Below are 19,736 nucleotides of genomic sequence, written 5' to 3' on the forward strand. Positions count from 1 at the left end.
GCCACGGGGCCGGGCTCAGTGCTTGTCGACGAGTGCGTGGTGGAGCGTGTAGTGCCGGGTGTCGTGGCTGTCACCGCGGAGGTGGTCGGCGGCGGTGGGATCGGCCCACTCGCGGACGAGGTGCGCCCGCTGCCCGTCGGGCGTCAGGTGGACGTGCGCGGCGACAAGGCCGGGGTGCCGGACCAGGGCGATGTCCGTGTCCTGCGCGGCCGTTGTCGTCACGGTGAACACCTCGGTGGAGCGGTCCGGGTCGTGGACGACGCTGCTCGCGAGGCGGGTGCGCTGGAGTCCGGGACGCTTGATGTCGGGGACGAGGGTGTCCACGCGGCTGACCGTGTCGTCGCGGTGGGTCCGCGCCCAGGCCAGATGGGCTTCGTCGCTGGTCCACTGGGCGTAGAAGAGCAGGCCGGTGCCGTCCAGGGACAGGAAGACGTGCTGGGACAGGCGGCCGGGAGGGGGTGCGGCGGCGGCCCATTCCGCGCTCACCGCGGTGGCGGCCGCGCGGGAGCGTGCGGCGGTTCCGGTGAGCCACTGGCTCAACAGGGCGGTGCCGGCGGCGGGTTGAAGGATGTCCGTGAAGCGGGTCATGGGAGTGCCTCCGGTCCTCGGGCCTACTCGTAGGGGCGGCGACGCATCAATTAGGCACCTAACAATATGGAGCCATATGAGTGGCGTCAAACATGATCGGGGGCCGTACCGTTAGGATCCGTACATGACGCGTGAGGTGGAACAGCTGGAACAGGCGGTCGCGGACCTCTTCGCCGCCTTCCGGCGCAAGCGAGGCCGTGAGCAGGCGATCGGCGACGGCCTGTCCGGGACCCAGTTGCGGGCTCTGGACGGGCTGGCCGATGCGGGCCACGCGACCGCCCGCCAACTCGCCGCGTACGCGGACGTGACTCCGGCCACCATGACCGGCCTGCTCGACACGCTGGAAGCGAGAGGGGTGATCCGGCGCGAACGCAGTCCCGTGGACCGCCGGGCGATCCAGGTCGTCCTGACCGACCGCGGGCGTGAGCTGACCGAGGAGGCCAGAGACCGATGGCGTCAGCGGTGGCAGGAGGCGATGGCGGACGTCCCGCCCGAAGAACTCCGGGCCGCCGTCCGCGTCCTCGGCAAGGCGGCCGGTGTCTACGACGGGATGTGACCCCGGAACGCGACCGTGACAGCGGCGAGGATTGCCGCGGACGTCGTGGGACCGCTCATGCGCCGAAAGGGGTGCCGTCCAAGGTCCAGTGGGGGTCGGGCGTGATGCCGAGGGCGGTGTACACATGGGCGGCCACGTCGGCGTGGTGGAGGACCGGCGGAGCCGTGCCGGCGGACAGACCGGGGCCGCACGCGGCGATCCAGGCCGTACGTTCCTGCGCGCTGCGGCCTCCGTGGCCCCCTTCGTCGCGGTGGCCGTGGTCCGTGACCACGATGACCGTCCAGCGCTCCTCCGCGTAGGCGGGACGACGGCGCACGGCGGTGAGGAGTCGGCCGAGCCGCTGGTCAGCGGCCTCGATCGACCTGCGGTACTCCGGACCGCAGCCCAGGAAGTGGGCGGTCTCGTCGACCGCGCCCAGGTAGACGAAGCCGGCGTGGAGCTCCTCGTCCAGGCCGAGCAGGTGTTCGGCGTCGGTGGTCACCTGCCCGTCCACCTCCTCCCACGCCTCGGGGGTGTCCGCGTGGGGAGCGACATAGCCGAGCCGGGTCGGGGCGATGAACAGGGGGCCGCCCTGCTGGGCGAGGAAGAGCGGCGCCCAGCCTCCGACGGCGAACGTGCGGCGTCCGCAGTCGGTGGCGAGCCGGGTCGTGAAGTCCGGGAAGACGTCGAGGCGGTTGCCGTCCAGGCGATGGCCCCACACGCCGTGCTTGGCGACGCCGACCCCGGTGGCGATGGTGGCCCAGCAGGGGCCGGACATCGTGGGTGTGGCGGCGTCCACCTCGACCGGCGCCAGGAAGCCCGCGCGGGCTATGCCGTCGAGGTGCGGGGTGTGGAGCTCGGGGAGCAGGTCGAGACGTACGCCGTCGATGCCGACCACCAGGACGCGGGCGGTGTCCGGTGCGTTGTTCATGGGCGGATCCAGGGGTGTCGTGGGAGCGGACGGGGATGGGGCGGGGCCGGGGCTCAAGCGCCGACGCGGTGGAGCCGGATCAGACTGCTGGCGTAGTCGCCGTCGGGAAGCCGTGGGTCGATGCCCAGGTTCACCAGGACGGTGCCGCTGTGCACCTGGTTCAGGTCCGGGTCCAGGTAGCGCGCGCCGGGGTCGAGCGCGGGCAACCGGACGGGGGCCGGCGCGTGTCCGAAGCGCGTCGTGGGGCGCCAGGCGAGGATCGCGTGCTCGCTGTCGTCCGGCGCCGCGTAGTGGACCGCCCAAACCGGGCCGTCGAAGGCGACGCGGTGCTGGTGTCCCCGCTGGACGAGCGGGCGGATGCGCTTGTACGCGGCGACGAATCCGGCGGCCTCCTCCAGGTCCCCGTCGGACCAGGACGTCAGGTCCCCGCCGATCCCCAGCGCCCCCGCCATGGCGACGTGGAAGCGGAATCGCAACGGCGTGCGCCGGCCCGTGGCGGGGTTCGGGCTGTCCGTGACCCATGCGGCCATCGCCCGGGCGGGGAAGAGCTGGGAGAAGCCGTGCTGGATGCCGATCCGGTCGACCGGATCCGTGTTGTCGGAGGTCCAGGCCTGGTCGGTGCGGGCCAGCATGCCGAGGTCGACGCGTCCGCCGCCGCCCGCGCACGCCTCGATGCCCAGGCGGGGGTGCGCGGCACGGAGCCGGTCCATGATCCGGTGCACGGCCCGGGTGTGCTCGATCCAGAGCAGGTCGGGGTCGGGGTGGCCGTCCCAGCCCGCCTCGGTGACGGGCCGGTTGGCGTCCCACTTGAGCCAGTCCACGTCGTCGTCGCGGACCAGGCGGTCGAGGGTCTCCTGGGCCCAGGCCTCCACCTCGGGCCGGGCGAGGTTCAGCATCAGCTGGTTGCGCAGTTCGGTCGCGTCGAGCCGGCCGGAGTGGACGACCCAGTCCGGATACGCCCGGTACAACTCGCTGTCGCGGTTCACCATTTCCGGCTCCACCCACAGACCGAACCGCATGCCGAGGCGGTGCACCTCGTCGGCGAGCGGACGCAGCCCGCGGGGGAAGGCCGCGGGGCGAGGCGTCCAGTCGCCGAGACCGGATCGGTCGTCGCGGCGGGTGCCGAACCAGCCGTCGTCCAGGACGAAGAGCTCCGCGCCGAGCCGGGCGGCCCGCCGCGCGAGGCGGATCTGGCCGGCCTCGTCGACGTCGAACCCGGTGGCCTCCCACGAGTTGTAGAGGACCGGCCGGTCACGGTCGGGCGCCGGCAGCACCTGTCGGCTCACGTACGCGTGCCAGGTGCGACTGGCCCCGCCGAAGCCGTGCGGCGTGTAGAGACCCGCGTACACCGGGGTGTGCAGGCTCTCACCGGGTTGCAGCGTCCAGCCGACTCCCTCGTGGCCGAAGCCGCCGGTCCAGATGGTGCGGCCGACCGGATCGCGGTGGACCGTGACGCGCCAACTCCCGCTCCAGGCGAGCGCGGTGCTCCACACCTCGCCCCGCTCCTCGCTCGCGGTGCCGTCGTCGACGGCCAGCCAGGGGCTCGCGTGATGGCCCGTGAATCCCCGACGGCTCGTCAGAACGGTCTCGGCCACCGGCAGTCGGTCCCGTTGGAGCTGGAACTCGCTGTTCCAGCCGCCCACCAGATGGCTGAGCCGGTAGTCGGCCAGCGGGGGAGCGGTCCAGGAGGCCGAGTCCAGCCGGTCGACGGTGATCGGATCGGGTGATCCGTCCGCCGCCCCGGTGTGGGTCAGCTCCGTCCACCGTTCGACGACATCGGTGTCCGGCCGTACGCGGTAACAGAGTTCGGCCCGCAGCGGGCGGCGGCGGTCCTCCAGCCGAAGCCGCAGTTCGCCGCCGTCCACGCGGTGACCGGCGAAGCGCCACTGGGCACCGCGGGTGCCGTCGGCGAAGCGGACCTGGAGGCCGGCCGGCCCGAAGCGCGCCCCGGTCTGCGGCGCGAGCTCGTCGGGCGCGGCGTCCGCCTCGAAGCTGCTCGCGGCGGGTGAGACCACGTCCGGCAGAGAGGCCAGAACATCGGTGTCCAGCGGTGCGCCCCAATGGACGTGCCGGGGACTGCCGTCGGCGGCGACGCGGAGCGCGTAGACGCTGTGGGGCGTACGCAGAACCGCGAGGCCGAGGCCGGGATCGAAGGTGACGAGCGGGTGCGTGGCGAGCACGGGCGGTCCTCTGACGTCAGAAGTGAAGCGGGGCCCTGGAGTTGGGCGCAGAAGAGGGCCCGAGCGTAGGGGAGCCCCAACTCCCTAATCAATACTGGAAGAAGTTATTTATTTGCTCTATGTTGCACCCGTGTTTCGACATCACGCCCCGCCTCTGGTCACTGCACCTGCCGAGACCGCGGTCCTCGCCCTGCTCCTTGCGGAGGGGCCGCTCAGCAGAGTGGAACTGGCCCGCCGCACCGGGCTCTCCTCGACGGCCGTCACCAAGGCGGCCCGCCCGCTCATCGACGACGGGTACCTGTACGAACTCCCACCGGAGCGCACCGCACCCGGGGCGGGCCGGCCGGTCAACCCGCTCGCGGTGGCCGCCGACAGGGAGTACTTCATCGGGCTGAAGATCAGCGCCGACCAGGTCCTGGGCGCCGTCTGCGACCTGCGGGCCGGCATCCGGGCCACGGCACTGCGCTCATTGAGCGAGTGCACACCCGAGGCCGTCACCGCCCTGGTCGCCGAGCTGGTCGACGAACTGCTCGACACCGACCCCTCGTTCCGGGACCGCACCCGCCACCTCGGCGTCGCGGTGAACGGGGACGTGGACCGCGACAGCGGCACGCTCCGCCACTCCGGCCTGCTCGGCTGGCGTGACGTCCCGATCGCCGAACTGCTCTGCGCCGCGACCGGGTTGACGGTCACCGTCGAGAACGACGTCCGGGCCCTGACCGTCGCCGAGCACTGGTTCGGCGAAGGAATCGGCACCGGCTACTTCGCGCTGGTCACCATCGGATCGGGCATAGGCTCCGCCCTCGTCGTCAACGGGCACCTCCTGCGCGGGGCCTACGGCGTCGCGGGCGAGGTCGGGCACATCTGTGTCGACCCGTCCGGGCCGCGCTGCCGGTGCGGCGCGCGCGGCTGCGTCGAGGGAGTCGCCTCGACGGACGTGATCCTCGCCGAGGCCCGCGAACTCACCGCCGATCCGGACCTCACGCTGGAGAAGGTCGTCGCCATGGCGCGCGACGGCCACCCCCAGCTGGTGGAGCGGTTCGCCCGGGCCGGACGTGCCATCGGCGTCGGCATCGCCACCCTGGTCAACGTCGTCGGCCCGGAACGGGTCGTCGTCAGCGGTGAGGGAGCCGACGCCTACGACCTGCTCGGCCGCCACATCCAGGACGCGTACGCCGCGCACGTCTTCGGCGCCGCGTCCCGCTGTCCGCTGTCGCTGCGACCGCTTCCCTGGGAGGAGTGGGCCCGCGGCGGCGCGGCGGTGGCGATCCAGGCCCTCTTCCCGCAGCCCCCGGCGACCGCCACGATCGGCGCCGGCTGACCGGCGCGGCGAAAGCCGCCGTTCCCCAGCTGTCTCGCGCACGACCCCCTGGCCGCGCCCTCTTCTGCCGGCAAGCACTGACGAAGGCGCCGACCAGGGAGCACATCCGCCCCGCACACACCCTGAGAGAAGGACATGCGACATGAGCGCACGCAGATCCGAGCTTAGCCGACGCGGGTTCCTCACCGGCTCACTGCTCGTAGCCGCCGGAACGGTCCTGACGACCGCCTGCAGCACCGACCCCACGGGCGGCTCGGCCTCCGGGGCGAAGACCACCCTCAACGTCTGGTACCACGCCTACGGCGAAGCCGGCACCCAGCAGGCCGTGCTCCGCTACGCCAAGGAATTCACCAAGGACAACCCGGACATCGCCGTCAAGGTGACGTGGGTTCCCGGAGACTACTCGAGCAAGCTCAACGCGACCCTGCTGACCGACGCGGCCCCGGACGTCTTCGAGATCGCCGACTTCAGCGAGGCCCTGGTCCGGCGGGGGCAGATCGCCGCGCTCGACGACGTGTACGGCAGCGCCAGAAGCGATTTCAACGCCAACGCCATCAGTTCGGTCACCGTCGACGGCAAGCTCTACGGCGTCAAGGAGATCGACGACGTCATCATGCTCTACTACCGCAAGAGCGCCCTGTCGAAGGCCGAGATCACCCCGCCCAAGACCTTCGACGAGCTTGCCGCCGCGGCGAAGGCCCTGACCACCAAGAAGCAGAAGGGGCTCTTCTTCGGCAACGACGGCGTCGGCGACAGCGCCGGCAACGCGGTCTGGTCCAACGGGGGCGACCTCGTGACCCCCGACGGCAAGGTCGCGTTCGGATCCGACCGGGCACTGGAGGCGATCACCGCCCTGAAGCGCCTGCACGACGACAAGTCGCTGCTGCAGGGCTTCACCACCGACTGGTGGGACCCCGCGGCCTTCACCCAGGGGGTCGTGCCGATGCAGTGGTGCGGCCTGTGGGCGATGCCCGCCGTCGAGTCCGCGCTCGGTGACGACTTCGGCGTGCTGCCGTGGCCCGCCTTCAAGGCCGGCGGCACGCCTGTCGTACGGGTCGGCGGCTGGACCAGCTGCGTCAACGCCAAGGGCAAGAACGTGGCGGCGGCGAAGAAGTTCACCCAGTGGCTGTGGGTCCGACAGTCCGCCCTGCAGCGGGACTTCGCCGAGAGCTACGGGTTCCACGTCCCGCCGCGCAAGTCCGTCGCGGCGTCCGCGAAGAAGCTCTCCACCGGCACCGCCAAGGAAACCGTGGAGCTGTCCGAGAAGTACGGGAAGCACAACCCGGGAACCTGGGAGCTCGCGGTGAGCAGCACCTTCAACGCGGCAGCGGCGAAGATAGCCGGCGGGCAGGGCGACCCGGCCGCGCTCCTCGCCGGCGCGGTGAAGAAGGCCCAGCGCGAGATCGACAAGCAGCTCGGCCGGTGAGACCGATGAACTCGGCGACCACCACCACGCCCAAGTCCGAGCGCGCCGGGCGCCCCGCGGTCATCCCGCGGGGCGCCGCCCGCGCCGCCCGCGCCGGCCGGTCCGGCCCCGGCCGGCCCCGCGTCGGCCGGTCCGGCTGGATCGCGTTCGTGCTGCTGACCGCGCCGATGCTCATCGGGCTCGGCATCTTCAAGTACGTCGCGATCGGCTGGAGTTTCCTGCTCAGCCTCAGCGACGCGCGCGGCTCCATCTCCCTCGGCACGTGGGTCGGACTCGACAACTACCGGACTCTCCTGTCCGCCCAGGACTTCCGCGGCTCGCTGGTCCAGATCCTGCTCTTCACCGCCGTCATCGTGCCGGTCACCTTCGCCGCCTCCCTGGGACTCGCGCTCCTGGTGCACCGGATCCGGCGCGGCCGTGCCCTGCTCCGCACCACCTTCCTCATCCCGGCGGCCGTCTCGTACGTCGCGGCCTCGCTGCTGTGGAAGATGTCCCTGTTCAACGGGTTGCCGGCCGGGATCGCCAACACGATCGGCGGATGGTTCGGAGCGGAACCGGTGGCCTGGCTGCAGTCCACCTCGCCACCGCTCTACTGGGTCGTCCTTGTCACGCTGCGCCTGTGGCTCCAGGTCGGCTTCTACATGGTGCTGTTCCTGGCCGGCCTCCAGGCCATCCCGAAGGAGCTGTACGAGGCCGCCGCCCTCGACGGGGCCACCGGTCGACGCCTCTTCACCGGGATCACCCTGCCCATGCTGCGCAACACCTCCGTCGCCGTGCTGATGCTGCTCTTCATCGCCGCCTTCCAGGCCTTCGACGAGTTCTACAACCTGTTCAACAGCGGCCTCTCCGGCACCGGAACCGCCCCCGTCCAGACCCCGCTGATGCACCTCTACGACACCGCGATGGGCAGCCAGAACTACGGCCTCGGCTCCGCCGGAGCCTTCGTGCTCACCGCCCTCATCGTCGGAGTGACCCTGATCCAGGGCCGGCTCACCGGCTTCGGCAGGAGTGGAGAGTGAGAAGCGCATGATCACCCTGCCCCGACTGTCCCGCGCCGCGCGCCTCACCACCCGGGGCCTGCTCGTCGGCCTGCTGACCGCGGTGTTCCTCGCGCCCTTCTACCTGATGCTCCGCAACTCCCTGATGGACTCGCAGGGCCTGACGTCGCCGGAGTGGACGTGGTGGCCCTCGACGATGCACTTCGAGAACTTCACCGCCCTGTTCGACGACCCCTCCGTGTCCATGGGCCCGGCCCTCGGCAACTCGCTGCTCATCGCCGCCGTCACCGCGCCGGTGTCCACGCTCCTCGCCTCCGCCGCCGGCTACGCCCTCGCCAGGATCCCGGTCCCGGGACGCGGGGTCGTGCTCGCCCTGGTGGTCGCCACGCTGATGATTCCGAGCTCGGTCACCTTCGTACCGACGTTCGTCGTGGTCGGCTCCATGGGCGGCGTCAACACGCTGTGGGGCCTGCTCGTGCCCGGCCTCTTCAATCCGTTCGCGGTGCTGCTGTTCCGCAACTTCTATCTGCAGTTCCCGAGCGAGGTCGAGGACGCCGGACGGCTCGACGGCCTCGGCTGGCTCGGCCTGTACCGCCGGATCGCCCTGCCGAGTTCCGGAGCGATGCTGGCCTCGCTCGGGGCGCTGTCCTTCATCGACAGCTGGAACGCCTTCCTGTGGCCCTTGGTCATCGGTCAGGACCCGTCCGCCTGGACCGCGCAGATCGCGCTGTCCACCTTCCTCACCTCGCAGACCATCAACCTGCCCGGCCTGTTCGCCGGCGCCGTCGTCACCGTCCTGCCCCTGGTCGTCATGTTCCTCGTCGCCCAGCGCCACATCGTCGAAGGCATCGCCACCAGCGGCCTCAAGGGCTGACCGGACACGTCTCGGCCCTCCAATTCTCCCGGACACCGTGTCCGGGGCCGCACCGTCCTGCTCTCCCTCACCCCACCTTTCCGGAGGGAACACATGAGAACCGCACGATCCGCGCCGCGCAGCCTGCGCGCGCTGTTCGCCACCGCGGCGCTGCTCGCCGTCACCGTCCCCGGCGCCCATCCCGCCGCGGCACAGGCCGCCGAATCCGCCCCTGCCGCCGAGACGGGTGCGCAGCTCGCCGCCTCGTGGACGGGACCGCTCTCCACCCGTGGTCGTTACGTCGTGGACGCCGACGGTGACCGCTTCAAGCTGAAGTCCGGCAACTGGGCCGGTGCGCAGGGCACTTGGGAGGGAAGCGGAGACGTCGACGACCCCGCGAACCACCAGGCGGACCAGAAGTCGAACAACATCCCGCTCGGCCTGGACCGGAAGCCCATCGGCGAGATCCTCGCGGACTTCCACGCGCTCGGCCTGAACAGCATCCGCCTCCCGTTCGCCAACGCGCTGGTGCACGACACGGCCCCGGTCCCCGACGCGGCGGTGGTCGCCAACCCGCAGCTCAAGGGCAAGACCCCGCTCCAGGTGATGGACGCCGTGATCCAGGCGCTCACGGACGACGGCTTCGCGGTCATCCTCAACAACCACACCACCAGCTACCGCTTCTGCTGCGGTCTGGACGGCAACGAGCGCTGGAACAGCGGCCAGACCACCCGGCAGTGGATCGACGACTGGGTGTTCCTCGCCAAGCGTTATCAGAACAACAAGCGCGTCGTGGGCACCGACCTGCGCAACGAGGTCCGCCGCGACACCTGGAACGACGCCAACTGGGGCTGGGGCAACGACTACGACCTGAACAAGGCCCTCGAACAGGCAGGCAACGAGATCCTGCGGGCCGACCCGGACCTCCTGATCGTCATGGAGGGCATCAACTGGCAGGGGATACCCACCGACCTGACCCCGCACAGCCGCCCGACGCTCACCCCGGTCGCCACGCTCTCCAACACCCTGATCCACTCGGACAAGCTGGTCTACTCGGCGCACTTCTACGCGTACACCGGCCCCAACCACACCGGCGCCACGGGCACCGGCGAGACCAGCGACCCGCGCTACCAGGACCTCACCCCCGAGGAACTCGTCAAGGTCGTCGACGACCAGGCGCTGTTCGTCACCCGGTCCGGCCAGCACTTCACAGCCCCGGTGTGGATCAGTGAGTTCGGCGCCTCCGGGCGCGGCGAGCCGAACGCCAAGGAACGTGACTGGTTCCGCCGCTTCACCGACATCCTGGTGAACAACGACTCCGACTTCGCCATCTGGCCGCTCGTCGGCTGGACCGACGTGAACGGCAAGCCGCAGGACAACTGGGCCATGGTCAACTACACCACCGGCGGCACCCGGCTCGGCGTCATGGATCCCGGCGACTGGCGCGTGACCGACTGGACCAAGCTCGTCACCGCGCCCGGCAAGACCGGCCGCGTCGCCGTGACCCCCCGCTGGAACATGCTCAACCTGGACCACGCCGACTACAACGTCTCCGCCACCATGCTGGCGAAGCCGGACTGGTCACCGGGCAACCGCAAGGCCAACTGCCCCGACACCCAGCGCCTCGTCGGCCTCGGCCGCAGCGACAGCCGCGGTCTGTGCACCGACGCCGGCCAGCCGGCGAAGGGGACCGGCGCCTGGACCACCGTCACCGACGAGCGGTACGTGACCAACGGCGACTGGGCCTCCGGCTACAACAAGCTGGAGTGCCCCCGCAACACGTTCGCCGTCGGCTACAGCGTGAACGCCAACGCCATGGCCGCCCTCCTGTGCGCCCCCGCAGCGGCCACCCTGCCCACCACCAACCGGGTGGCCTGGTTCGACAAGGGCGACAACCGGCCCGCCACCGGCGGCTCGAACGCCAGCGACTGGGCGCCGGGCTACTTCAAGGGCCAGTGCGCCGACGGCGAGTACCTCGCCGGCGTCGCCTACACCTGGAAGTGGCAGCACGGCGGCGTCCCCGACGCCCTGCTCTGCCGTCCGCTCGCCTGATCACCTCCCGCACCCACACCTAGGAGCACCAAGGCATGCCCCGACTGGAGATCGCCGATGACGGGTTCCGTCTCGACGACCGGCCGTTCCGCATCATCTCGGGCGGACTGCACTACTTCCGGGTCCACCCGGATCAGTGGGCCGACCGGCTCCGCAAGGTACGCCTGCTGGGGCTCAACACGGTCGAGACCTACGTCCCCTGGAACCTCCACGCCCCCCGGCCCGGAGAATTCCGCCTTGACGGAGGTCTCGACCTGCCCCGCTTCCTCGAACTCGCCGCCGCCGAGGGTCTGTACGTCCTGCTGCGCCCCGGCCCGTACATCTGCGCCGAATGGGAGGGCGGCGGCCTGCCCTCGTGGCTCCTCGCCGAGGACGGCATCGAACTGCGCAGCCGTGATCCCCGCTTCCTGGCAGCCGTCGACGGCTACCTCGCCGCCCTCCTCCCGCCGCTCAAGCCGTACCTGGCCACCGACGGCGGGCCGGTCATCGCGGTGCAGCTGGAGAACGAGTACGGGGCCTACGGCGACGACACCGGCTACCTCGCGGACCTCGCCGACCTGCTGCGCACCCACGGCGTCCGTGTCCCGCTCTTCACCTGTGACCAGCCCTCCGACCTCGCGCGCGGCGGCCTGGACGGAGTCCTGCGCACCGTGAACTTCGGCAGCCGCGTCGAGGCCGGGCTCGGCGAGCTGCGCCGGCTCCAGCCGACCGGACCGCTGATGTGTTCGGAGTTCTGGATCGGCTGGTTCGACCGCTGGGGCGCCGTCCACACCACCCGCGACCCCGCCGACTCGGCGGCCGACCTGGACCGGCTGCTCGCCGCCGGAGCCTCCGTCAACATCTACATGTTCCACGGCGGCACCAACTTCGGCCTCACCAACGGAGCCAACGACAAGGGCACCTACCGCCCCACCGTGACCTCCTACGACTACGACGCCCTCCTCGACGAGGCCGGCGACCCGACCCCCAAGTACGAGGCCTTCCGCGGGGTCATCGCCCGGCACGCCGCCGTCCCGGACGAGCCGCTCCCGGCACCCGGCCCGAAGCTCGCCCCGGCCGTCGTCGAGCTCGACGCGTCCGCCGGCCTGTTCGACCAGCCCCACCTGTTCGGGCGGCCGGTCCGCGCCGACCGTCCGCAGACCATGGAACAGCTCGGCCAGTCCTTCGGCTTCGTGCGGTACGAGACGGAGCTGCCGGCCGCCGGGCCGGCCGTGCTGCGGGTGGGCGAGGTCCGCGACCGGGCCCAGGTCTTCGTCGACGGGCAGCCCGTCGGCGTGCTGGAGCGGGAGAACCACGAGCACGCCCTGGCCTTCGTCACGCCCAGGAGCGGGGCCAGGCTCACCGTTCTGGTGGAGAACCAGGGCCGGGTCAACTACGGACCCGGCATCCACGACCGCAAGGGCCTGCTCGGCCGGGTCACCGTCAACGGCGAGGAGCCCGCCGACTGGAGCAGCGGCCCGCTTCCGCTGGACAGCCTCGACGCCCTCACCTTCACCCCCGCCGAGCCCCTGGTCGGCCCGGCCTTCCACCGCGGCTCCTTCGAGCTCGACCGGCCCGCCGACGGCTACCTCGCGCTGGACGGCTGGACCAAGGGCCAGGCCTGGGTCAACGGCTTCCCGCTCGGCCGGTACTGGTCCCGGGGCCCCCAGACCACCCTGTACGTCCCCGCACCGGCGCTGCGTGCCGGACGCAACGAGATCACCGTGCTCGAACTCCACGCCACCACCACCCGCACCGTCGCACTGCGGGACCGGCCCGACCTGGGACCTGCCGAGGACTGACACCGGCAGACGGCCGACACCCGCCGAGGACCGACACCTGCCGAGGACCGACATCCGTCCCGCATCGACACCCGCCCGGAGAGCCCCATGCACAGCAAGCAACGCCTCATCGAGCAGCGCCTGAAGCGGGTGCTGAAGGAACGGATCCGGCCCGCCGTGCACGCTCGGACCGTCCCGCTCCAGGTGGGGATCTGGGACGTCCCCGGCGAGCCGGTGCCGGTCGCCGACGGGCTGGCGGCGCCGTACCGGCCGGTCCAGGTCGGACACCGCTGGGGGCCGCCCTGGTCGACGAGCTGGTTCAAGGTCACCGGCCGGATCCCCGAGGAATGGACCGGACGACGCGTCGAAGCCGTCCTCGACCTCGGCTTCGACGTCACCGGCGCCGGGTTCTCCACCGAGGGCCTGGTGTACCGGCCCGACGGCACCGTGCTGAAGGCGCTCAACCCCCGGAACAGCTGGATCCCGGTCGCCGAGCCGGTCGGAGGGGGCGAGGAGTTCACCGCGTACATCGAGGCCGCCGCCAACCCTGCCCTCTGCGACAACCATGAGCCGACCCCGCTCGGGTACCAGCCCGCGTGGATCACCGGGGACGGCCAGGCCGGCGACCCCCTGTACCGACTGCTCCGCGCGGACCTCGCCGTCTTCGACACCCAGGTCTGGGAACTCGCCCAGGACCTGGACGTCCTCGGCGGACTGATGCACGCCCTCCCCGAAGCCGACCCGCGCCGCTGGCAACTCCTCCACACGATCGACCGGGCCCTGGACGCCGTCGACCTCCAGGACATCTCCGGCAGTGCGCCCGCCGCCCGCGACGTGCTGCGCCCCGCCTTCGCGTCCCCGGCGGCACCCAGCGCCCACCGCGTCTCCGCCGTCGGGCACGCCCACATCGACACCGCCTGGCTGTGGCCGCTGCGCGAGACCGTCCGCAAGGTCGCCCGGACGCTCGCGAACGTCACCCAGCTCATGGACGACCACCCGGACTTCCGCTTCGCCATGTCCCAGGCCCAGCAACTGGCCTGGCTCAAGGAACGGCGCCCCGAGGTGTACGCCCGCGTCCAGGAGAAGACGCAGACCGGTCAGTTCCTGCCGGTCGGGAGCCTCTGGGTGGAGCCCGACACCAACATCACCGGGGGCGAGGCGTTCGCGCGTCAACTGATCCACGGCAAGCGCTTCTACCTCGACGAGTTCGGCGTCGAGACCGAGGAGATGTGGCTGCCCGACACGTTCGGCTACAACGCGGCCATGCCGCAGCTGATGAAGCTGGCCGGCGTGCGCTGGTTCCTCACCCAGAAGATCTCCTGGAACACCACCAACAAGTTCCCCCACCATACCTTCCGCTGGGAAGGCATCGACGGCACTCGGATCTTCAGCCACTTCCCGCCCGTCGACACCTACAACGCCGAGATCACCGGCGCCGAACTCGCCCACGCGGTGAGCAACTTCCAGGACAAGGGGGCGGCCAACAGCTCACTCCTGCCCTTCGGATACGGCGACGGCGGCGGCGGCCCCACCCGCGAGATGCTGGCCCGTGCGGCGCGCCTGGGGGACCTGGAAGGCTCGCCCCGGGTGGTCGTCGAGCGGCCTGCGGACTTCTTCGCGCGCGCCGAGGCCGAGTACCCCGACGCCCCGGTGTGGGTGGGCGAGCTCTACCTGGAGTTCCACCGCGGCACGCTCACCAGCCAGTTGCGCACCAAGCAGGGCAACCGGCGCAGCGAGCACCTGCTGCGCGAGGCCGAACTCTGGGCGGCCACGGCGGCCGTCCGCACGGGATTCCGCTACCCGTACGAGAAGCTCGACCGGCTCTGGAAGACCGTGCTGCTGCACCAGTTCCACGACATCCTGCCCGGCTCCTCCATCGCCTGGGTGCACCGCGAGGCGGAGCGGACCTACGCCGAGGTCCTCGCCGAGCTGGACGGGATCGTCGCCTCGGCGCAGCGCGCGCTGGCCGGCGACGGCGACGGAACCGTGGTGTTCAACGCGGCCCCGTACGCCCGTGGCGACGTCCCCGCCCTCGGCGCGGCCGTCCGCACCACGCCCGCCGACCCGGCCGTCGCGCCCGTGCCGTCCGGCGACGGCTTCGTCCTCGACAACGGGCTCGTACGGATCGAGATCGACGCCCGCGGCCTGGTCGTCTCCGCGGTCGACCGGGCGGCCGGCCGTGAAGCCCTCGCCCCCGGCGCGGCGGCCAACCTGCTCCAGCTGCACCAGGACTTCCCCAACGAGTACGACGCCTGGGACATCGACGAGTTCTACCGCAACACCGTCCGCGACCTCACGGAGGCCGAGGCGGTGCGCGCAGAGCCGGGCGGTGTCCGGATCGTCCGGAGGTTCGGCGACTCCCGGATCGACCAGCTCCTCTCGCTGCGCGAGGGCTCCCGGCGACTCGACATCGACACCGAGATCGACTGGCACGAGAAGGAGAAGCTCCTCAAGGCCGGCTTCCCGCTCGACGTGCGCGCCGACCACTCCACCGCGGAGGCCCCCTTCGGCCACGTGAAGCGCCCCACCCACACCAACACCAGCTGGGACGCCGCCAAGTTCGAGATCTGCGCCCACCGCTACCTGCACGTCGGCGAGAACGACTGGGGCGCCGCCCTGGTCAACGACTCCACCTACGGCCACGACGTCACCCGCGACGTCCGCCCCGACGGCGGCACCACGACGACCGTCCGCCTCACGCTGCTCCGCGCACCCCGCTTCCCCGACCCGGACGCCGACCGGGGCCGGCACCGGCTGCGGTACGGGTTCGTGATCGGGGCCGACGTCGCGGACGCCGTGCGCGAGGGCTACCACGCCAACCTGCCCGAGCGGGCCGTCCCCGGCTCGGCGGCCGTGACACCGCTGGTCGCCACGGATGACGACGCCGTCGTCATCGAGGCGGTCAAGCTCGCCGACGACGCGTCCGGCGACGTCGTGATCCGCCTGTACGAGGCCCACGGCGGACGTGCCCGGACCGCACTGTCCCTCGCCTTCCCGTGGGAGACCATGACCGAGACGGACCTCTTGGAGCGCCCCGTGGACGATGCGGTGCCCGCCCGTCCGGACGTGCCGGACGGCAAGGGACCGCATCTCACCCTCCGCCCCTTCGAGATCCGCACCCTCCGGATCGCCCGCCGATCCGCCCACTGACGGCGCCGACCCTTCGTGCTCCTAGAAGAAGCCGAGCTTCTGCGCCGAGTACGACACGAGAAGGTTCTTCGTCTGCTGGTAGTGGTCGAGCATCATCTTGTGGGTCTCGCGGCCGATCCCGGACTGCTTGTAGCCGCCGAACGCCGCGTGTGCCGGGTACGCGTGGTAGCAGTTCGTCCAGACGCGGCCGGCCTGGATGGCGCGGCCCGCGCGGTAGGCCGTGTTCATGTCGCGGGTCCACACGCCGGCGCCCAAGCCGTACAGGGTGTCGTTCGCGATCTTGATGGCGTCGTCGAAGTCGGCGAACGAGGCCACCGAGACGACCGGGCCGAAGATCTCCTCCTGGAAGACGCGCATGCGGTTGTTGCCCTCGAAGATCGTGGGCTGGACGTAGTAGCCGCCCGCCAGCTCGCCGTCGTACTCGATGCGCTGACCGCCCGTCAGGACCTTCGCGCCCTCCTGCTGGCCGATGTCCAGGTAGGAGAGGATCTTCTGGAGCTGGTCGTTCGAGGCCTGGGCGCCGATCATCGTGTCGGTGTCCAGGGGGTGGCCGGGGACGATCGCCTCGGTGCGGGCGATCGCCGCGTCCATGAACTCGCCGTAGTGGCCCTCCTGGACCAGTGCACGGGAGGGGCAGGTGCACACCTCACCCTGGTTCAGGGCGAACATGGTGAAACCTTCGAGCGCCTTGTCGCGGAAGTCGTCGTCCCGCGCCCAGACGTCGTCGAAGAAGATGTTCGGCGACTTGCCGCCCAGCTCCAGGGTGACCGGCTTGATGTTCTCCGAGGCGTACTGCATGATCAGCCGGCCCGTCGTGGTCTCGCCCGTGAACGCGACCTTCGCGACGCGCGGGCTCGACGCGAGCGGCTTGCCCGCCTCGACGCCGAAACCGTTCACGATGTTGACCACGCCCGGCGGCAGCAGGTCCGCGATCAGGGACATCCAGACGTGGATCGAGGCCGGGGTCTGCTCGGCCGGCTTGATGACCACCGCGTTGCCCGCCGCCAGCGCGGGCGCCAGCTTCCACGTGGCCATCAGGATCGGGAAGTTCCACGGGATGATCTGCGCGACCACACCCAGCGGCTCGTGGAAGTGGTACGCGATGGTGTCGTCGTCGATCTCGGAGAGCGAGCCCTCCTGCGCGCGGACCGCGCCCGCGAAGTAGCGGAAGTGGTCGATGGCGAGCGGGATGTCGGCGGCGAGCGTCTCGCGGACGGGCTTGCCGTTCTCCCAGCTCTCCGCGACGGCCAGCAGTTCGAGGTTCTGCTCCATCCGGTCGGCGATCTTGAGGAGGATGTCGCCGCGTGCCCCGGGCGCGGTGCGGCCCCAGGCCGGCGCCGCCGCGTGCGCCGCGTCGAGCGCCCGCTCCACGTCCTCGGCCGTGCCCCGGGCCACCTCGGTGAAAGGCCGCCCGTCGACCGGGCTCGGGTTCTCGAAGTACTGGCCGCGGGCGGGCGGGACGTACGCGCCGCCGATCCAGTGGTCGTAGCGGGCCTGGTACGAGACGACGGAGCCCTGCGTGCCGGGCGCTGCGTAACGGGTCATCGGGGGAGGCCTCCTGTGCGCGCGGCTGCCCGCCGTCGGGCAGCTTCCGCACCGGACGCTAGGGACGCGGACGTTGCAGCTACGTTGCGTACGATCCCGTGCCCTGCTCGGCGTCGAGCGCGGCGAGGCGGGCCAGGACCGGGGGAGCGGGCCGGGCCGCCGCGAGGGCGCGCCACACGTCGAGGTCGTCCTCGCCCCACGGCGCGTGCGCCCAGTCGGCGAGCAGGTCCGGGTCTCCGCGGGCGATCAGCGCCGCCCGCAGCCCGTCGGAAAGGCGGCGGCGGATCCGGGCCACGGCTGGCGCCTGCGACTGCGGCAGCAGCGGGCCCGTGTACGCGGAGGTGGCCGCCGTCACCGCACCCGAGGCGAGACGGCGCTCCACCACGGCGAGATCCGAGTCGACCGGGACGGCGAGCCGGTACGGGCGGGACTCCAGCACACCCGGGCCCAGCACCCGGCGCAGGCGCGCGAGTTCCGCCCGCAGCGTCACCGGGGTCACCGACTCGTCCTCGTACAGGCAGCACAGCAGCTCGTCGCCCGTCAGGCCCTCCGGGTGGCGGGAGAGGAGGACGAGGAGCTCGCTGTGGCGGCGGCCCAGGCGGATCTTGTGGCCGCCCGGGGTCAGCAGCAGGGCCTCGTCCCGGCCGAGGACGCTCAGCCGCAGGCCCGTCTCCTCGGCGGGCGGCGGGGCGAGCAGGGCCAGTTGGGACTCGGCGGCACGCGCCACCGCCTGCACGAACGCCAGGCTGTGCGGATGGGCCAGCCCGTCGCCGCCCGTGATGTCGACCGCGCCGAGCACCCGGCCGGAGTGCGGGTCGTGCACCGGGGCCGCCGCGCACGTCCACGGCTGGACCTCGCGGATGAAGTGCTCGGCGGCGAACACCTGCACCGGCCGGTCCACCGCGACCGCCGTACCCGGCGCGTTCGTGCCCATCGCCGACTCCGACCAGCGGGCCCCCGGCACGAAGTTCATCCGGCCCGCCTGCCGCCGGGTCGCCGCGTGCCCCTCGACCCACAGCAGCCGGCCCTGCGCGTCGCACACCGCCAGGAGATGCTCCCCGTCCGTCGCGAACGTGCCCATCAGCTCGCGGAACAGCGGCATCACGCGGGCCAGCGGGTGCTCCGCGCGATACGCGCCGAGGTCACCGTCGGCCAGCTCCACCGACGCGGAGGCGTCCGGGCTCACACGGGCGCCCGCCGAGCGGCGCCAGGACGCCGCCACCACCGGACGCACCGGCCGGACCACCGTGCCCGCCGCCGTGAACCGCTCGTGCGCACGCCGCAGCGCCCGCACCCGTTCGGACGGATCGGTGCCCGGCTCCAGCGCGACCCACGGATCGGTCAATGCGGCCTCCCGGACACTCGCTCACGGCCCCGTGATGTGTCGCCATCGTCGCCCCGGGGGGACAGGGCGACAAGGCGGCGGACACGGAAAAGAGCGGCCGATGCGCAGGAGAGCGGCCGGATCAGGCGAAGTTCACCATCCGGATGTACCGGGTCCAGTCCCAGTACGGGCCCGGATCCGTGTGGTCCGTGCCCGGCACCTCGACATGGCCGAGGATGTGCTCGCGGTCCCTCGGGATGCCGTAGCGCGCGCAGATCGACGCGGTCAGCGCCGCGGAGTGCTCGTACATGGCGTCCGTGAAGTACTCGGGCCGGTCCACCCAGCCCTCGTGCTCGATACCGATGCTGCGCGTGTTGTACGTCCAGTTCCCCGCGTGCCACGCGACGTCCTTCTCGCGCACGCACTGCGCGACGTGCCCGTCCGCCGACCGGACCAGATAGTGCGCGCTGACCTGCTTGGCCGGGTTCTGGAAGATGGCCAGGGTGTCGGCGTACGTCTCCTGCGTGACGTGGATGATCACGCGGTCGATCTTGTACGTCGAAGGACGGCTGGACTTCGTGTAGTTGGAGGTGCTCGCCGGGACGGACTCGGCCGGCGGGTAGTCGACGGCCTGGACGCTTGCGGCGGCGCGCCCGGCCGGCAGCAGCAGCCCCGGGACCGCGGCGAGTGCACCGGCCTGGAGGAGGCGCCGGCGGGCGAGGCGGGACGGGTGCGCGGGCTCGGGTCGGCCGCTGACGGATTCAGCTCGGTCCATGACGATCCTGCCTCTCGGACGGGCCCGGGCGGGGCTCGATCGGTGGGGGAGAAGGGGGCGCCGGCGTTCAGTGCGCGGGACGGTGACGAGGGTCGTCACGATCCCGAGCGGACGGGCACGTGCGGCCCGCGGTGAGTCTCCCGTGCGCACGGCCGATCCTTGTGGATCTTGGCCACGTACGGGCGGTCGGTGTCGCGCGTCGGACAGGTGGGCCGGGGTGCGCCGAAGGTGCCTGCGCGTCAATTACGTTACGGGGCCCGGTGGTTGGGGCGGAAGAGGGCGCGGCGGGGTCCGATCG

General features: G+C 71.6%; 14 protein-coding genes. 8 read left to right on the forward strand and 6 right to left on the reverse strand.

Annotation, left to right across the window (positions count from 1 at the left end; genetic code table 11):
* Positions 1 to 15: 15 nt before the first annotated feature.
* Positions 16 to 588: a hypothetical protein gene (locus tag ACZ4E1_RS13155; RefSeq protein WP_467538746.1), complete on the reverse strand. Its 573-nt coding sequence runs from the start codon at positions 586 to 588 to the stop codon at positions 16 to 18.
* 124 nt (positions 589 to 712) lie between these two features.
* Here ACZ4E1_RS13155 and ACZ4E1_RS13160 point away from each other — a divergent pair, with 124 nt between their 5' ends.
* A complete protein-coding gene (locus tag ACZ4E1_RS13160) occupies positions 713 to 1,144 on the forward strand; it encodes a MarR family winged helix-turn-helix transcriptional regulator (protein ID WP_467538747.1) in 432 nt (143 codons plus the stop codon).
* 55 nt (positions 1,145 to 1,199) lie between these two features.
* On the opposite strand, the gene ACZ4E1_RS13165 is transcribed toward ACZ4E1_RS13160, so the two are convergent.
* Together ACZ4E1_RS13165 and ACZ4E1_RS13170 are read right to left on the reverse strand one after the other, a co-directional pair.
* Complete coding sequence (locus tag ACZ4E1_RS13165; protein WP_467538750.1) at positions 1,200 to 2,054, reverse strand: alkaline phosphatase family protein; 855 nt, start codon at positions 2,052 to 2,054, stop codon at positions 1,200 to 1,202.
* A gap of 53 nt (positions 2,055 to 2,107) precedes the next feature.
* The gene (locus tag ACZ4E1_RS13170) at positions 2,108 to 4,234 is read right to left on the reverse strand and encodes an alpha-galactosidase (protein WP_467538752.1); all 2,127 of its coding nucleotides are present in this window, start codon (positions 4,232 to 4,234) and stop codon (positions 2,108 to 2,110) included.
* Between the two features lie 130 nt (positions 4,235 to 4,364).
* Here ACZ4E1_RS13170 and ACZ4E1_RS13175 point away from each other — a divergent pair, with 130 nt between their 5' ends.
* The 7 genes from ACZ4E1_RS13175 to ACZ4E1_RS13205 all read left to right on the forward strand — a co-directional run bounded on the left by ACZ4E1_RS13175 (position 4,365) and on the right by ACZ4E1_RS13205 (position 15,794).
* Positions 4,365 to 5,555, forward strand: a complete 1,191-nt coding sequence (locus ACZ4E1_RS13175) for an ROK family protein (protein ID WP_467538754.1) — start codon at positions 4,365 to 4,367, stop codon at positions 5,553 to 5,555.
* 142 nt (positions 5,556 to 5,697) lie between these two features.
* Positions 5,698 to 6,981: an ABC transporter substrate-binding protein gene (locus tag ACZ4E1_RS13180; protein WP_467538756.1), complete on the forward strand. Its 1,284-nt coding sequence runs from the start codon at positions 5,698 to 5,700 to the stop codon at positions 6,979 to 6,981.
* Between the two features lie 5 nt (positions 6,982 to 6,986).
* Positions 6,987 to 8,000 (forward strand): carbohydrate ABC transporter permease, encoded by a 1,014-nt coding sequence (locus ACZ4E1_RS13185; RefSeq protein WP_467538758.1) that lies wholly within the window; start codon positions 6,987 to 6,989, stop codon positions 7,998 to 8,000.
* A 7-nt stretch (positions 8,001 to 8,007) separates the two neighbouring features.
* Positions 8,008 to 8,853: a carbohydrate ABC transporter permease gene (locus ACZ4E1_RS13190; RefSeq protein ID WP_467538760.1), complete on the forward strand. Its 846-nt coding sequence runs from the start codon at positions 8,008 to 8,010 to the stop codon at positions 8,851 to 8,853.
* Positions 8,854 to 8,946: 93 nt separating this feature from the next.
* Positions 8,947 to 10,884, forward strand: coding sequence for a glycoside hydrolase family 5 protein (locus ACZ4E1_RS13195; RefSeq protein ID WP_467538761.1), 1,938 nt, complete (start codon positions 8,947 to 8,949; stop codon positions 10,882 to 10,884).
* Positions 10,885 to 10,919: 35 nt separating this feature from the next.
* Entirely contained in the window at positions 10,920 to 12,665 is a 1,746-nt protein-coding gene (locus ACZ4E1_RS13200; RefSeq protein WP_467538763.1) for a glycoside hydrolase family 35 protein, read from the forward strand.
* 87 nt (positions 12,666 to 12,752) lie between these two features.
* Complete coding sequence (locus ACZ4E1_RS13205) at positions 12,753 to 15,794, forward strand: alpha-mannosidase (RefSeq protein ID WP_467538765.1); 3,042 nt, start codon at positions 12,753 to 12,755, stop codon at positions 15,792 to 15,794.
* A gap of 21 nt (positions 15,795 to 15,815) precedes the next feature.
* On the opposite strand, the gene exaC is transcribed toward ACZ4E1_RS13205, so the two are convergent.
* The 3 genes from exaC to ACZ4E1_RS13220 all read right to left on the reverse strand — a co-directional run bounded on the left by exaC (position 15,816) and on the right by ACZ4E1_RS13220 (position 19,438).
* Positions 15,816 to 17,339, reverse strand: coding sequence for an acetaldehyde dehydrogenase ExaC (exaC, locus tag ACZ4E1_RS13210; RefSeq protein WP_467538767.1), 1,524 nt, complete (start codon positions 17,337 to 17,339; stop codon positions 15,816 to 15,818).
* A gap of 79 nt (positions 17,340 to 17,418) precedes the next feature.
* Entirely contained in the window at positions 17,419 to 18,684 is a 1,266-nt protein-coding gene (locus tag ACZ4E1_RS13215; protein WP_467538769.1) for a GAF domain-containing protein, read from the reverse strand.
* 121 nt (positions 18,685 to 18,805) lie between these two features.
* A complete protein-coding gene (locus tag ACZ4E1_RS13220) occupies positions 18,806 to 19,438 on the reverse strand; it encodes an N-acetylmuramoyl-L-alanine amidase (RefSeq protein WP_467538771.1) in 633 nt (210 codons plus the stop codon).
* Positions 19,439 to 19,736 lie beyond the last annotated feature (298 nt).

The sequence above is a fragment of the Streptomyces sp. NPDC025806 genome, from assembly GCF_055558275.1.